At 73.6% G+C, this 16,050-nt stretch carries 8 protein-coding genes; all 8 read left to right on the forward strand.

What is annotated here, in order from left to right:
* The first annotated feature begins 112 nt into the window (after positions 1–112).
* The 8 genes from ACLZN2_RS33085 (at position 113) to ACLZN2_RS33120 (ending at position 16,022) form a co-directional block, all read left to right on the forward strand.
* Positions 113–3,667, forward strand: coding sequence for an FHA domain-containing protein (locus ACLZN2_RS33085; RefSeq protein WP_416983121.1), 3,555 nt, complete (start codon positions 113–115; stop codon positions 3,665–3,667).
* A gap of 203 nt (positions 3,668–3,870) precedes the next feature.
* Entirely contained in the window at positions 3,871–5,253 is a 1,383-nt protein-coding gene (locus tag ACLZN2_RS33090) for an ABC transporter substrate-binding protein (RefSeq protein ID WP_416983122.1), read from the forward strand.
* Between the two features lie 7 nt (positions 5,254–5,260).
* A complete protein-coding gene (locus ACLZN2_RS33095; RefSeq protein WP_416983087.1) occupies positions 5,261–6,607 on the forward strand; it encodes a carbohydrate ABC transporter permease in 1,347 nt (448 codons plus the stop codon).
* A complete protein-coding gene (locus tag ACLZN2_RS33100) occupies positions 6,604–7,455 on the forward strand; it encodes a carbohydrate ABC transporter permease (protein ID WP_416983088.1) in 852 nt (283 codons plus the stop codon). The genes ACLZN2_RS33095 and ACLZN2_RS33100 overlap by 4 nt, the downstream gene beginning before the upstream one ends.
* A 153-nt stretch (positions 7,456–7,608) precedes the next feature.
* Positions 7,609–9,837, forward strand: coding sequence for a bifunctional glycosyltransferase/CDP-glycerol:glycerophosphate glycerophosphotransferase (locus tag ACLZN2_RS33105; protein WP_416983089.1), 2,229 nt, complete (start codon positions 7,609–7,611; stop codon positions 9,835–9,837).
* Positions 9,838–9,866: 29 nt separating this feature from the next.
* On the forward strand, positions 9,867–12,068 hold the full coding sequence (locus ACLZN2_RS33110; RefSeq protein ID WP_416983090.1) for a bifunctional glycosyltransferase/CDP-glycerol:glycerophosphate glycerophosphotransferase: 2,202 nt from the start codon (positions 9,867–9,869) through the stop codon (positions 12,066–12,068).
* 8 nt (positions 12,069–12,076) lie between these two features.
* Positions 12,077–14,293: a bifunctional glycosyltransferase/CDP-glycerol:glycerophosphate glycerophosphotransferase gene (locus tag ACLZN2_RS33115; protein ID WP_416983091.1), complete on the forward strand. Its 2,217-nt coding sequence runs from the start codon at positions 12,077–12,079 to the stop codon at positions 14,291–14,293.
* A 175-nt stretch (positions 14,294–14,468) separates the two neighbouring features.
* Positions 14,469–16,022, forward strand: coding sequence for a hypothetical protein (locus tag ACLZN2_RS33120; RefSeq protein WP_416983092.1), 1,554 nt, complete (start codon positions 14,469–14,471; stop codon positions 16,020–16,022).
* Positions 16,023–16,050: the final 28 nt, after the last annotated feature.

Raw genomic sequence — 16,050 nt, forward strand, 5'->3', positions numbered from 1 at the left:
GGCGGTGGGCGGATTGTCAGTGGCAGGTGCGAGGATGCCTGCAGTACTGGCCGATGTGCTCGTGTGGGGTGGGGGGTTGTCCGCGCCCGGGCAGAAGGGACCGCTGACGGCGATGCAGATCCGGCTGACCGTCGTAGACCCGCTGGGCGCGCCCGCCGACGCGCGGGGCCGCGCCGCGAGCCGCGACGTACTGGTCACGGCGCCCGCCGGCACGGCGCTGGCCGCGGTCGCGTCCGCCCTGGCCGCCGCCGTCTCCGGGGAGAGCGCGAGCGGCGCGCCCGTCGTCCTGTACGCGGGCGCGGAGCGCCTCGACAGCGGGCGCTGCACGCTCGGCGAGCCGCCGCTGACGGACGGCGCGGTCCTCGCCGTGGGCACCCCGGCCGACCCCGAGCCGCATCCCGAGGTCGACGACGCCCCGGCCCGGCTGCACGTGGTCGCGGGCCCGGACGCCGGCGGTGTGCATCTCCTGCACGGCGGTCAGGTCCGCGTGGGCCGCTCCGCCGAGGCCGACGTCCCGCTGGACGACCCGGACGTCTCCCGGCTGCACTGCGCGGTGACCCTCTCCCCCGACGGCCGCGCCACGGTCACCGACCTGGGCTCCACCAACGGCACCACGCTGGACGGCGACCGCGTCCAGGCCCGCCCCGTCCGGCTGGCCCCGGGCGCGCTGCTGAGGGTCGGCGAGTCGGCCCTGCGGCTCGCTCCCCCCGGCGGCCCGGGAGCCCGCGTGGCCACCACCCCGGACGGCGAGGGGCACGTACGCGTGCCGTGCGGCGGCGATACGACGGAGAGCGCGGCGCCGTCCTCGGCGGCGGCGCCCGGGGGCCGCACGGGCGGCGGGCACGCGCACGAGGCGGCCACCGCCGACCGGACCGGTCCCACCAGTGCGCCCCACGCGCGCGAGACGCCCGCCGGGAAACCGGGCGGCCCCGCAGCCGCCGCCGGAACGGCCCACGCACGCGTGCCGGGCGCGAGGACCGACGGCCCCGAGTCGGCCGGCACCCCCGCACCGCCCCACGGCCCAACCGGCCACGCCTACGGCACGGTCGACTGGACGGGCTCCGCGGACCCCCGCTCCGAGCGAGCCCACACCCCCGGCCCACCCCCCGGCCCGCCCTCCGGCGAGCCCCCGTTCGTCCCCGGCCAGGGCAACGCCCCGCACATCGAGAGCGACCGGGCCACCGGCGTGGCGCGCCCCGCGCCGCTTTCCGGCTCGTCGCACGACACCCACGCCGGCCGCGCCGGCCTGGGCTCCTTCACCGATCCGTACGACAGCGAGCCGTACATCGGCGAGCCGCACGACGGCGAGCCTCATGACGGCGCGAGGGGTCCGCACACCACCGACCCCCACGAGGACCCGCCCTCCGTCTCCCGCCGCAAAGGCACCCCCCTGCGCGGCACCGACGTCCCGCCCGGCATCCGCAAGCGCGGCGGTCTCTCCGCGTGGGCGCGGAGGCTGGCCGGCGGACGCGGCGGCGCGCAGGACGCCCCGGACACCGACGCGTACGACGACGTACCGGGCGCCGAGGCGCACTCCCCGGCCGTCCCCGCGCCCGCGCCGGAGACCTGGCCGGACCCGGCGGCGCTGCTGCTGACGGCCCTGGCCCCGGGACCCCGGCTGTGGGAGCGCGGCACCGGTCACCCGGAGGCGCTGACGGTCCGGCTCGGCACGGCGGACCGGGCGGCGCCGGACGGCTCGGGCCTGCTGCCCGCCGTACCGGTGACGGCGGGCCTGCGCGAGGCGGGGGCGCTGGGCCTGGCCGGGCCGCGCCCACGGCTGGCGGGGCTGGCCCGCGCGGTGCTGGCGCAGCTGGCCGCGCTGCACTCGCCGGACGCGCTGGAGATCGTCCTGATCAGCACGGACCGGTCGCGCGGCGAGCAGGAGCGCACCGCGGAGTGGTCCTGGCTCGGCTGGCTGCCCCATCTGCGTCCCGGCCACGGCCAGGACTGCCGTCTTCTCCTCGCCTACGACCACGACCAGGCCGCGGCCCGCACCGACGAGCTGCTGCGCCGCCTGGCGGACCGGCAGCAGGACGGCAGCGCCCCGGCCCCCGTCACCGCGCACCGCCCGACCTGGGCGCGGGCCGAGGACGGGGCGGGCTTCCCCGGCCCGTACACGGTGGTCGTCGTGGACGGCGACCCGGGCGGCGCCGATCTGCGGGAGGCCGTCACACGGCTGGCGGTGGCGGGGCCCCGGGCCGGCATCCATGTGCTGTGCCTGGCCGAGACGTCCGCCGTGTCGCCGGCCGCCCCGGTCACGCGGGCGTACGAGGCGGCCTGTGCGGCGGCGCCCGCGTTCCGCGCGTGCGGGGCGGTCGCCCTGCTGAGCGGGGACGTGGCGACGGCGCTCAGGCTGTTCAGGGTCGCGCCGGAGGGCGACGGCCGGTCCGGTCCGGTGGGCCAGGGCACGCTCGCCGCCGTGGACGCGGTCTCCGCCGCCTGGGCCGAGCGGTTCGCGCGTGCCCTGGCCCCCCTGCGCCCCGACGGCGGCGGCGAACGGCACACGCGCGTGTCGGCCCCGCTCCCCCCGTCGGCGCGACTCCTCGACGAACTGGGCCTGGCCAGGGCCACCCCGGCGTCCCTGATGGCCCGCTGGGCGGACGCGGCCGACGACACCGAGGCGCTCGGCGGGCGGGCCTGGGCCGTGCTGGGCGCGGGCCCGCGCGGCCCGGTCGCGGTGGACCTCGCCGCCGAGGGCCCCCATCTGCTGATCGAGGGCCCGTCCGGCAGCGGCCGTACGGAGCTGTTGCGGGCGGTCGTCGCCTCGCTGGCCGCCGCCGAGCGCCCGGACCGGCTGAGCGTGCTGCTGCTGGACGGCCGCGACACCGTCGGCAAGGGCACCGGCGGCCAGGGCGACGGCCTGCGCGTCTGTACGGACGTTCCGCATGTGACCGGCCATCTGACCGCCAACGACCCGGTCCGGATGCGGGAGTTCGCGCAGTCGCTGAGCGCCGAGCTGAAACGGCGGGCCGAGCTGCTCGGTCTCTCCGACTTCGCCGAGTGGCACACGCACCGCGAGGTCTCCGGCCGGATCGTCCCGCAGCGCGCCCCGGCCTCCCCGGCGCCCTCGGCCTCCGGCGCCGCCGACCTCGACACCCCGCCCAGCTCCACCCTCCGTCTGCGCCCCTCCGCCGCCGCCCGCCGCCAGACCGGGACACCGGCGGCACCCCTCCCCCGGCTGGTGGTGGTCGTCGACGATCTCGACGCGCTCGTCTCCCCGGCCCTCGGTTCCCCCGGCCGCCCCGCCGCCGGCTCCGTCATGCGCGCCCTGGAGGCGGTGGCCCGCGAGGGCGACCGGCTCGGCGTGCACCTGGTGGCGGCGACGGCTCCCGACGCCCGTACGGCGGAGTCGGAACCGGCGCGCCGTTCCACCGTTCGGATCAACCTCGACCCACCGGGTTCCGGCACCGACGAACCGTCCCCCGGCCGGGGCCGCCTCAAGGGCGCGGACGGCCGCCTCACGCCCTTCCAGGGCGGTCGCGTCACGGGCCGCATCCCCCGCACGGCCACCCTGCGCCCCACGGTCGTCCCCCTGGAATGGCACCGCATGGGCGACCCGCCCACCCGCCGCCCCATCCGCGAACTGGGCAACGGCCCGACGGACCTGGCCCTGCTGGCCAGCGCATTGGAGCGAGCCTCACGACAACTCAGCCCGTCCGGCGTCTGAGGACGGGGCCCGTTCAGGGCCGAAGCGGGGCCCGGGGGCGGCAGCCCCAGGACGCCGACCGCGACGCCGTCCACCCGTTACGACGCGGTCACGATCCCCCGCTTGACAGCGCGGGCGCTCTTGCCGACCTCCGTCACTCGGCGTAGACACGTGCTCACGGGACAGCGCTCGACGTTCGACGAGATCCGATGAACGGGGTCGTGATGCGCAGGACGAGCAACACCATCCGGACACGCAGGACCGTGAAGACGGCCGCCGCGCTCGCGGCGGGAGCCCTCGCGCTCTCGCTCACGGCGTGCGGCGGGGACGACGAGAAGAGCAGCGGCAACGGGAGCGGCACCGGCACCGAGGACACCGGCAGCAGTCTCAACCTCCCCAAGCTGGAAGGCACCACGCTCGAGGTGGCCGCCGTATGGACCGGCGCGGAGCAGGCGAACTTCAAGAAGGTCCTGGCGGAGTTCGAGGACCTCACCGGCGCGAAGGTGACCTTCGTGCCCGCGCAGGACCCGATCATCAACTTCCTGGGGTCGAAGATCGCGGGTGGTTCGCCGCCGGACGTGGCGATGCTTCCGCAGCCCGGTGCGATCAAGCAGGCCGTGGACCAGGGCTGGGCGAAGCCGCTGGGCGCGGACGCCCTGAAGGAGCTGCAGAAGAACTACTCGCAGGGCTGGCAGGACATCGGCAAGGTCGACGGCAAGCAGTACGGCGTCTACTACAAGGCCGCCAACAAGTCGCTGATCTGGTACAACGCGCAGGTCTTCGAGAACGCGGGCGCGAAGGAGCCCGCGACGTGGGACGAGCTGCTGGACACGGCGCAGACGGTGTACGACTCGGGCGTCACCCCGTTCTCGATCGGCGGCGCGGACGGCTGGACGCTCACCGACTGGTTCGAGAACGTCTATCTGTCGCAGGCGGGCCCGGAGAAGTACGACCAGCTCGCCCGGCACGAGATCAAGTGGACGGATCCGTCGGTGACGGAGGCGCTGACCACGCTGGCCCAGATCTGGGGCAAGCAGGACTGGATCGCGGGCGGTGCGAGCGGCGCCCTGCAGACGGAGTTCCCGGCGTCGGTGACGCAGACGTTCACCGGCGGCGACCAGCCGAAGGCGGCCATGGTCTACGAGGGCGACTTCGTGCAGGTCAACATCGCGGACACCAAGGCGAAGGTCGGCACGGACGCGAAGGTGTTCCCGTTCCCGAAGGCCGGCGACACCGCGCCGGTGGTCTCGGGCGGTGACGCGGCGGTCATCCTGAAGGACTCCGAGGGCGCGCAGGCGCTGGCGACCTTCCTGGCCTCGCCGGACGCCGCGACGATCCAGGCCAAGCTGGGCGGCTATCTCTCACCGAACAAAAACGTCGCCATCTCGTCGTATCCGAACGAGGTCCAGCAGAAGATCGCCAAGGCGCTGATCGCGTCCGGCGACGACTTCCGCTTCGACATGTCCGACCAGGCCCCGCAGGCCTTCGGCGGCACACCCGGCAAGGGCGAGTGGAAGGCGCTGCAGGACTTCCTGAAGAACCCGACGGACGTGGCCGGCACCCAGAAGCAACTGGAGTCGGACGCGGCGGCGGCGTACGGGAACTGACCCGCCGATGAAGTCGGCCACGGCGCCGGCGGGGGCGCCCGCAGCCCCCGTCCCGCCCCGCCCGCGCAAGAGCGTGACCGGCACCCGCATCACCGTGGCGGCGCTGTTCCTGCTGCCCGCCCTGGTGCTGCTCGGCGCGCTCGTGGTCTACCCGATCGGGTACTCGGTCGTGCGCAGTTTCTACGACCAGTCCGGCGACGGTTTCGCCGGCGTCGACAACTACAAGGCCCTCTTCACGGACGACGGCATCCGCGCGGCCCTGAAGAACAACGTGATCTGGGTGGTGTTCGCGCCGACGGTCGCGACCGCCCTCGGTCTGATCTTCGCGGTGCTGACCGAGCGGGTGCGCTGGGGCACGGCGTTCAAGCTGGTCGTCTTCATGCCGATGGCGATCTCGATGCTCGCCGCCGGCATCATCTTCCGGCTGGTGTACGACCAGGACCCGGACAAGGGCGTCGCGAACGCGGTGTGGGTGGGCGTGCACGACACGTTCGTCCAGGCGTCCGCGTTCCCGAAGGCCCACCCGGGCCGTGACTCGCCCCTGACAACCGACGACGGCGGCTACCTCACCAGGGCGACCGTGCACACCGGCGAGACGGTTGCCCTGCCCCTGGTCGGAGTCGCGCCCGACCAGCTGCCCGACGACGCCAAGAAGGCCGTACCGGCCGAAGCCGACCCCGGAAAGATCACCGGCACCACCTGGCAGGACTTCACCCGGGGCAAGGGCGTCGGCACGCTCGGCGCCCCCGACCCCACCGAGCTGGGCTATGCCGGGATGAGGATCGAGGCGGTGAAGGACGGCAAGGTGGTCGCGTCCGCCGAAGCCGCCGACGACGGCACCTTCACGCTCCCCGCCGACGCGGACGGAGCCCGGCTGCGGCTGCCCGCGAGCAACTTCAAGGAGCCGTACAACGGCCTGGACTGGCTGGGCCCTTCGCTGGTCACGCCGGCGATCATCGGGTCGTACATCTGGATGTGGGCCGGTTTCGCGATGGTGCTGATCGCGGCCGGTCTCGCCGGTGTGCCGCGCGAGCTCCTGGAGGCGGCGCGCGTCGACGGGGCGAACGAGTGGCAGGTGTTCCGCCGGATCACCGTCCCGCTGCTCGCGCCCGTCCTGGCGGTCGTCACCGTCACCCTGATGATCAATGTGCTGAAGGTGTTCGACCTGGTGTTCATCATCGCCCCGGGCTCCTCGCAGGACGACGCGAACGTGCTGGCGCTGGAGCTGTACCGCAAGGGCTTCTCCGAGAACCAGCCCGGCGTCGCCAGCGCGATCGCGGTGTTCCTGCTGCTGCTGGTGATCCCGGTGATGTGGTTCAACGTACGCAGGCTCAGGCGGGAGGTGCGGCGATGACGACGGCGGGCAGGTGGCTGCTCGAGAAGGTCAACAGCGGTCTGGTCCGGGTCTTCCTCATCGTCGTCGGCCTGTTCTGGCTGGTGCCGACGATCGGTCTGCTGATCTCCTCGCTGCGCTCCCCCGAGGACCTGAGCGCCAGCGGGTGGTGGACGGTCTTCAGCAAGCCCTCCCAACTCACCTTCGACAGCTACCGGAAGCTCCTGGAGAACGGCGACATCACCGACTCCCTCGTCAACACGGTCCTGATCACCGTCCCGGCGACGCTCCTGGTCGTCTTCGTCGGCGCGCTCGCCGGATACGCCTTCGCGTGGATGGAGTTCCCGGGCCGCGACTGGTGGTTCCTGGCCGTCGTGGGCCTGTTGGTGGTGCCGGTGCAGGTGGCGCTGATCCCGATCGCCGAACTCTTCGGCAAGATCGGCCTGTTCGGGTCGGTCTTCGGGGTGATCCTGTTCCATGTCGGCTTCGGTCTGCCGTTCGCGGTGTTCCTGCTGCGGAACTTCTTCGCGGAGATCCCCCGCGAACTGCTGGAGGCGGCCCGGCTGGACGGGGCGGGTGAACTGCGCCTGTTCTTCCGGGTCGTGATGCCGCTCGCCGGACCGGCGATCGCGAGCCTGGCCATCTTCCAGTTCCTGTGGGTGTGGAACGACATGCTGGTGGCGCTGGTGTTCACCAACGCCGACAGCCAGCCGATCACGGTCGCCCTGCAGACACAGGTACGGCAGTTCGGCAACAACATCGACGTGCTCGCGCCCGGCGCGTTCATCTCGATGGTGATCCCGCTGGCCGTGTTCTTCGCGTTCCAGCGGCAGTTCGTGTCCGGGGTGATGGCGGGCGCCGTCAAATAGGCCCGGGAACAACGGACGGGAGGGGGCGGGACGTCACGGTCCCGCCCTCCTTCGTTCACCCGGAATCCCCCGAATGCCGTATGAACCGTAACCGATTCACTCCATCGGCCGTTCCCGGGCAAGGCCCTGTCCGCGCCGACCCATGGATGCCCGTTGCCCAGGTTCAGTGTCATCGTCCCCGCGTACAAGGTTCAGGCGTATCTGCACGAGTGCCTCGAATCGGTGCTGTCCCAGTCGTGGACCGATCTCGAACTGATCGCCGTCGACGACTGCTCGCCGGACGCCTGCGGCGAGATCATCGACGAGTTCGCCGTCCGCGATCCGCGGGTGCGCGCGGTGCACCTGCCGGAGAACGCCGGGCTGGGCCGGGCCCGCAACGCCGGTATGCGGGTGGCGGTCGGCGACTACCTGCTGTTCCTGGACTCCGACGACACCCTCACCCCGGACGCGCTGCGCGCGATCGCCGACCGGCTGAAGGAGACCGGCGAGCCGGACGTCCTGGTCTACGACTACGCGCGCACCTACTGGACCGGCGCGGCCGAGCGCAACCAGGTCGCGGCCCTGCTCAGCGAGGAAGGGCCGGCGCCGTTCCGGCTGGAGGACCGCCCGGGCCTGTTCCGGCTGCTGATGGTGGCCTGGAACAAGGCCTGCAAACGGGAGTTCGTCGAACGCGCGGGCCTGGCCTTCCCACCCGGCTACTACGAGGACACGCCGTGGACGTACCCGGCGCTGATGGCGGCGGAGTCGATCGCGACGCTCGACCGGGTCTGTGTGCACTACCGCCAGCGCCGCCGCGGCAACATCCTGTCCACCACCAGCCGCCGGCACTTCGACGTCTTCGAGCAGTACGACCGGGTCTTCGCGTTCGTCGAGGAGCGGCCCGAGCTCGCCCGGTGGCGGCCGGTGCTGTTCCGCCGCATGGTCGACCACTTCACGACGATCTTCACCAAACGGGACCGGCTGCCGCGCGCCGCCCGCGCCGAGTTCCTGCGCCGGGCCCGCGCCCACTACCGCCGCTATCTCACCCCGGGCGCCGGGGTCCCGCTGCGCTCCCGGCTGCGCCACGCCCTGGTCCACCTCGGCCTGCACCGCACCTACCAGGCGCTCCAGGCGGCGATGACCCTGCGCCGGCGCACTGTGAAGCTCGCGGTGAAGCTGGCCCGCGCGCTGCGCGCCGCCGTGCTCCAGGCGCACTACCGGGTCCAGTTGCGGCTGCCGCTGTGCGCCGACCGCGCGGTGTTCGGGGCGTACTGGGGGCGCGGGCACGGCTGCAACCCGGGCGCGCTGGAGGAGGCGTTCCGCGCGTTCGCGCCCGAGGTGCGCACGGCGTGGATCGCCCGCCCCGAGCACCAGCGGGCGATCCCGCCGGGCCCGCGCCCGCTCACCCCCGGCACGGCCGCCTATTGGACGGCGCTGGCCCGCTCCAAGTACCTCGTCAACAACGTCAACTTCGACCGCCGCCTGGTGAAGCGGCCGGGCCAGGTCTTCGTGCAGACCCAGCACGGCACCCCGCTCAAGCACATGGGCCTCGATCTCCAGGAGCGCCCGGCGGCCGCCCGTGACATGGACTTCGAGGAGCTGCTGCGCGGCGTCGACAAGTGGGACTACGTACTGTCCGCCAACCGTCACACCACCCTGACCTGGGAGCGCGTCTACCCCGGCCGGTACCGGACCCTGGAGTACGGCTATCCGCGCAACGACGTCTTCCAGCGGGCGACGGCGGCCGACGTGGCCCGGCTGCGCGAGTCGCTCGGCATCCCGCGCGACACGGTCGCGATCCTGTACGCGCCCACCCATCGCGACCACCGGCGCACCCAGCACCCCGCCCTGGACCTGGAGCGTGTGCTGCGCCGGCTGGGCCCGCGCTTCGTGGTGCTGGCCCGCGCGCACTACTGGCAGGGCGCCCTCCTCGCACGGCGCACGCCCGGTCTCATCGACGTCGGCGACCATCCCAGCGTCGAGTCGCTCTGTCTGGCCTCGGACGCCCTGGTCACGGACTACTCGTCGATCATGTTCGACTACGCCAACCTGGACCGGCCGATCGTGGTCCACGCCCCCGACGAGGACTGGGCGGCGTACCGGGCGGCCCGCGGCGTCTACTTCGACCTGCGCGCCCTCCCGCCGGGCGCGGTGGCCCGCAGCGAGGACGAGCTGATCGACATCTTCGCCACCGGCCACTGGCGCGGCTCCCGCTCGACACGGCTGCGCGCCGTGTTCCGTGAGCGGTACTGCCCGTACGACGACGGACGCGCCGCCGAGCGGGTCGTACGCCGGATCGTGCTGGGCGAGACGAACCTCCCGCCGGTCGTTCCGCTCGCCAAGCGCCGGCCCGTGCCGTCGGTCGCTCTCATCCCGTCACCGACGGCCGCCGAACACCGTTGAACACCGCAGCACACCACGGAAAGAGCAGTATGCCCCGCTTCAGCATCATCGTCCCGTCCCATGGGGTCGCGGGCCGGCTGTCCCTGGCGCTGGACTCCGTCCTCGCCCAGTCCTTCGGTGACTTCGAGCTGATCCCGGTCTGCGATGCGCCGGACGCCCCGGCCGCCGTCCTCGCCACGGGGTACGCCGAGCGGGACTCGCGGGTGACGCCGGTCGTCTCACCGCCGTCGGCGGGCCTGGCCGGGGCGCGCAACACCGGGTCGCGGGCGGCGCAGGGGGCGTATCTGCTGTTCCTCGACGGCGACGACACCCTCGCGCCGGGCGCGCTGGCGGCGCTGGACGCCCGGCTCGCCGTCACCGGTGACGTGGACGTCCTGTACTTCGAGCACGAGCGGACCCCGTGGTGGGAGGGCGAGCCGACCAACCCGGCGGCCCCGCTGCTGGCGAGGACCCCGAAGGGCGCCTTCACCCCGGCCGAGGCGCCCCGGGGCACCGGAGTGCAGCTGCCCGCCTGGAGCGCCGCGTACCGCCGTACCTTCCTCGCCGAAGGGCAACTCGCCTTTCCGGAGGGTCACTTCACCGACGTCGGCTTCGGTGGTCTGGTCACCCTGCGGGCGGGGCGGATCGCCGTGCTGCGGTCCGTCGTCGTACGGCATCTGCTGCGCCGGCAGGGCAGCCGGCTCAACCTGCCGGGCGAGCACCACACCGAACTGCTCGACCAGGCGGAGCTGGTGCTCACCCGGGCCCGTGAACTCGACGTGCCCGCCGACCGGTTGGGCCCGCTGTTCGAACAGCTCTTCGCCCTCGTCCTCAAGACGGCCGCGCACCCGAGGCGGCTGCCGACGAACCGGCGCCGGGCCTTCTTCCGGCGCGCGGGCCGGCTGTACCGCCGCCACCGCCCGGCCGGTTTCCGCAGTCCGGGCGGGAGCCTCGGGGTGCAGCACCGGCTGCTGGCGGCGGGCGCGTACACCGCGTTCCGCGCGTTGCGAAGCGCCAACCAGCGGCTGTCGGCCGCCGCCCAGCGCCTCCCGCGCCCCCGGGGCCTGCGCACCCGCCTGTTCTACCGGCGCCAGCTGCGCCGCCGTATCGACCCGAACCTGGCCGTGTACTGCGCCTACTGGGGCCGCGGATACGCCTGCAGCCCAGCCGCGATCCACGCCAGGGCCGCCGAACTCGCCCCGCACATCCGGTCGGTGTTCCTCGTCGAGCCCGACCAGGCGCACACCCTGCCCGAGGGCGTCGACCACGCGGTGATCGGCAGCCGCCGCTACTGGCAGGTCCTGGCCCGCGCCAAGTACCTCGTCAACAACGCCAACTTCGCGGAGGGCGTGGTCAAGCGGGAGGGCAGTGTGCATGTGCAGACGCAGCACGGCACCCCGCTGAAGAAGATGGGCGTCGACCAGTCGACGTACCCGGTGGTGGCGGCCGCGAGCGGCTCGTTCACCAAGCTGCTCGGGCGGGTGGACCGCTGGGACTTCAACCTCTCCTCCAACAGTCACTCCACGCAGATGTGGGAGCGCGCCTTCCCCGGCCGCTACGAGCAGCTGGAGTACGGCTATCCGCGCAACGACGTCTTCTACACGGCGACCGCCGAGGACGTGGCCCGCGTCCGGCGGGAGCTCGGGGTGCCCGAGGGGAAGACGGCCGTGCTGTACGCGCCGACCCACCGCGACTACCGGACCGGTTTCGACGGCGGCCTGGACCTGGAGGCGTTCTGCGAGGCGGCCGGCGAGGACGTCGTCGTCCTGCTGCGCGCCCACTACTTCTACGACGTGGGCCTCGCCCGGGGCACGGGCCGGATCCTCGACGTCACCGGCCACCGCTCCTCCGAGGACGTGTGCCTGGCCGCCGACGCGCTGGTCACCGACTACTCGTCGATCATGTTCGACTACGCCAACCTGGACCGGCCGATCGTCGTGTACGCCGACGACTGGGAGGTCTACACCGAGACGCGGGGCGTGTACTTCGACCTGATGGCGGCCCCGCCGGGACCGGTGGCCCGTACCCCGGAGGAACTGGCGCGGGTCTTCCGCGACGGCGCGTACGCCTCGGCCGGATCACGGGAGCTCAGGGCCGCGTTCCGGGCCCGTTTCTGCCAGTTCGACGACGGACGCGCCGCCGAGCGCGTGGTGCGCAGGGTGCTGCTCGGCGAGCCCCCGGAGGCGATCGAGCCCGTGCTGCCGCTCGCCGACCGCGTCCCGGCCCCCGCCGCCACCCCCGTAAGGAGCTGACCCCCGCAGTGCCCCGCTTCAGCGTCATCGTCCCCTGTTTCAAGGTGCAGGGCTTCCTGCGCGAGTGTCTCGACTCGCTCCTTTCGCAGTCGTACGCGGACTTCGAGGTGATCGCCGTCGACGACCGCTCGCCCGACGGCTGCGGCGCGATCCTCGACGAGTACGCGGCCCGCGACGAGCGGGTCCGGGTGCTGCATCTGCCGGAGAACGTGGGCCTCGGCCGCGCCCGCAACGCGGGAATGCCGCACGCCGCCGGCGACTACCTGTTCTTCCTCGACAGCGACGACACCCTCACCCCGGGCGCCCTGCGCGCGACGGCCGACCGGCTGGCCGAGGCCGAGGACCCGGACGTCCTCGTCTTCGACTACGCGCGCACGTACTGGTGGGGCGGCACCCGCCGCAACGCCCTCGCGCACCTCCTCGCGGAGGCCTCGGACGGCACCTTCACGGCCGCCGGGCGCCCCGAGATCCTCGACCTGCTGATGGTCGTCTGGAACAAGGTCTACCGGCGCGACTTCGTCGAGAGATACGGCTTCGCCTTCCCGCCCGGCTACTACGAGGACACGCCCTGGACGTTCCCGGTCATGCTCAGCGCGGAGCGGATCGCCACGCTGGACCGGATCTGCCTGAACTACCGTCAGCGCCGCCAGGGCAACATCCTGTCCACCACCAGCCGCAAGCACTTCGACATCCACGAGCAGTACGAGCGGGTCTTCGCCTTCGTCGACTCCCGCCCCGAACTGGCGGGCTGGCGGCCGTATCTGCACCGCAAGATGGGCGAGCACTGCCTGGACATCCTGGCCAAGCCGGACCGGCTGCCGCCGTCCGACAAGAAGGAGTTCTTCCGCCGCACGGCCGAGATGTTCCGCGCCCGCCGGCCCGACGGCGAACCGGTTCCGGCGGAACTGCGGGTTCTGGAGCACGGATACGCGGCCTACCGGGCGCGGCGCCAGGCCGAGCACGCGGGGCGGGAGCTGGCGCGGCGCGGGACGCTCGTACGCCGGGCGGCCGGGGCGCGTGTACGGCGCGCGGCGGACGGGGTGCACGCCCACCGGCCGATCGACCCGCGGCTGGTCGTGTACTCGGCGTTCTCGCACCGGGGCGTGCTGGGCGATCCGGGAGCGGTCTACCGCAAGGCGCTGGAGATCGCGCCGCAGTTGCGCGGGGTGTGGGTGGTGCGCGACGAGGAGACGGCCGCCCAACTCCCGGAGGGTGTCGAGCACGTCCTGCTCGACTCACCCGAGTACCGGCGGGTGACCGCGCGGGCCGGTTTCTTCGTCAACAACGTCAACTGGCCGGGCGCGCTGGCCAAACGCCCCGGCAGCGTCCACATCCACACCCACCAGGGCACCCCGCTGAAGTACATGGGCGCGGATCTGCTGGACCGGCCCGGCGCCCGGTTCGGGGTGGACGTACCGCAGATGCTGCGCCGCGCCGACCGGTGGGACCACAGCCTGGTCGCCAACCCGCACTCGGAGCTGGTGTGGGAGCGGGCCTACCCGTGCCATTTCGCCTCCGCGCGCACCGGCAGCCCCCGCAACGACGTGCTGGTCGGCGCGGACCCCGGGGCGGGCGCGGCGGTGCGGGCCCGGCTGGGCGTCCCGGCCGACCACACCGTGGTGCTGTACGCGCCGACCCGGCGGGAGTACGTCCGCGGCGGGCACGTCGACCGGATCGACCTGGCCCGGCTCGCCGCCGACCTGGGCGAGGGCCACACCCTCGTCGTACGGCTGCACCCCTCGCTGGCGACCGGGCACGCGCGCGGGATGGGCCTGGCGGACCTGCACCGGCGCGGTGTCCTCGTCGACGCGACGGACGAACCGCATGTGGAGGACGTGATGCTCGCCTCGGACGTGCTGGTGACCGACTACTCGGCCCTGATGTTCGACTACGCCACCCTGGACCGGCCGATCGTCGTGCACGCCGACGACTGGGAGGCGTACACGGCGAGCCGGGGCGCCTACTTCGACATCACCGCCGGCGCGCCGGGCCACGTCTCGCGCTCCTTTGACGAGCTGGTCCGGCTGCTGGCCTCCGGCAGCTGGCGGGACGAGGACTCCGCGCGGCTGCGGGCGGAGTTCCGGGCGCGTTTCTGCGCGTACGACGACGGGCGCGCCGCCGAGCGGGTCGTACGGCGGCTGCTGCTGGGCGAGGAGTTCCCGGACGTCGGCGCGGCGAGGGTGCCCGGGCCGAGCGCGGCGCACGAGGAGCTCGCGTCGACCTGAGCGACGGGCAGGGCCGGTCGGGTCCGTCGGACCGGGCCGCGTCGCGGGGGTGACTCCGATCGGGCTCACTCGCCGGGGTGACACGGGGCAAGGGCGTTGACGCGGGCGGGAAGATACAGTCAATGCCCTACATGCGCAACTCTGCCCCTGTTTGCCGCCTTCTGGTCTCCGCCCGGTGAGCGCCGGTGTCCTGATCCGGCGTCCGGTGCGCGGTGCCGGGGCGCTGCGCGGCCGGCGGGTGTGGCGTCCGAGCCCGTACCAGGTGTTCGGTTTCCTGTTCTGGATGGTGACGACGCTGGCGTTCTGGCGGGTGCCGCTGTGCTGTGACGCGGGGGTGCACGCGGCGGTCGTCGAGCGTCTGAAGGCCGAGCTGCTGCGTCCGCGGCATCCGATGGCCGATCTGCCGGGTGCGGGCAGCCCCTACTACTCGCCGTACGCGGTGGCCGAGGGCGTGTTCGCGCGGCTGACCGGGCTGACGGGGTGGGAGGTGCTGCGGGTCGCCGGGCCGGTGAACCTGATCGTGCTGCTGACCGGTGTCGGCCGGTTCGTGCGCGCGCTGACGCCGAGACAGTGGGCCCCGGTGCTGGCGCTGGCGGCGATGACGCTGCTGTGGGGCACGGAACGCGCCTGGTGGAGCGGCTATCTGGGCCTGATGTCGATGACCGGCAACCTCGGCTATCCGTCCACCGTCGCGATCGGGCTGACGTTCTGGGCGTGGTCCCTGACGGCGTCACGCGCGCGTGACGAACGTCTGGTCCGGTACGTCGGCCCGGACGGGCTGCGCGGCTTCACCGGGTACGCGGGGGTCGGAGCGCTGTACGGGGCGATCCTGCTGACGCATCCGATCACGGCGGTGGCGGCCGTGACGGGCGGTGTCGCGGTGGTCCTGGGCCTGCAGCGGGGCCGGCGGCCGGCGGTGGCGGCCCGCTGGACGGTGACGGCCGCCGCGGCGCTGCTGGTCGCGGCCGGCTGGCCGTACTTCGACGTGTTCGCGCTCGCCGGGGACAGCAGCGTGGACGGGATGCACCGGCGCCTGTACGACGATCTGACCGGCCATTTCTGGCTGGCGCTGCTGGGCCTGCCGGCGCTGTGGGCGCGGGCGCGGCGCTCGGCGCGCGATCCGCTGGTGCTGATGTTCGCCCTGGACTGCCTGGTGGTGGCGTACGGGTTCGTCAGCGGCCACTACACCTACGGGCGGATCCTCGGTCTGACGCTGGTGCCGCCGCAGTTCGCGCTGGCGGTGGAGCTGGCGGCGCCCCGGCCGTGGGGGGCGTGGCGGCGGGCGCTGGGCGCGCTGGCGGCCGCCGGGGCCTGTCTGGGGCTGCTGACCGTGCAGGCGGGGGCGGTCGTGCCGCGTTCACTGGATCCGGTGGGCTTCGACCAGCCGCCCCGCTGGCCGGCGTACGACTGGGCGGCACGGCACATCGGGCCCGGTGAGGTGGTGATCACCGACGGGTACTTCGCCGTCCACGCGATCGCCGGGTACGGCCCGAACCTCGCCGCGCCCGTCTGGCCGGACGCGGCACTGGACGAGCGGGCGAGGCTGCGCCGGATGGCGGACGTACGGGCGTATCTCGCGCCCGGCTCGACGCGCGCCGGGCGGACGGCGATCGCCCGCCGCTACCGCGTCCGCTGGCTGCTGCTGACGCGCTGGCACCCGGTGCCCGAGGAGGCCGTGGTGGTGGCGTGGAGCCGGCGGACGGGGGAGGTGCTGGCGCGGGTGGGTTGAGGTGGGGATGCGGGGGCGGTACCCGCGG

Origin of the sequence: Streptomyces sp. T028, from assembly GCF_048159505.1 — a bacterium.
Lineage (GTDB): Bacteria > Actinomycetota > Actinomycetes > Streptomycetales > Streptomycetaceae > Streptomyces.

Excerpts from the sequence above, each read along its gene's own strand:
- ACLZN2_RS33110 (WP_416983090.1), top strand. The coding sequence starts at position 9,867 with ATGCCCCGCTTCAGCATCATCGTCCCGTCCCATGGGGTCGCGGGCCGG.
- ACLZN2_RS33100 (WP_416983088.1), top strand. The coding sequence starts at position 6,604 with ATGACGACGGCGGGCAGGTGGCTGCTCGAGAAGGTCAACAGCGGTCTG.
- ACLZN2_RS33095 (WP_416983087.1), top strand. The coding sequence starts at position 5,261 with ATGAAGTCGGCCACGGCGCCGGCGGGGGCGCCCGCAGCCCCCGTCCCG.
- ACLZN2_RS33090 (WP_416983122.1), top strand. The coding sequence starts at position 3,871 with ATGCGCAGGACGAGCAACACCATCCGGACACGCAGGACCGTGAAGACG.
- ACLZN2_RS33085 (WP_416983121.1), top strand. The coding sequence starts at position 113 with ATGCAGATCCGGCTGACCGTCGTAGACCCGCTGGGCGCGCCCGCCGAC.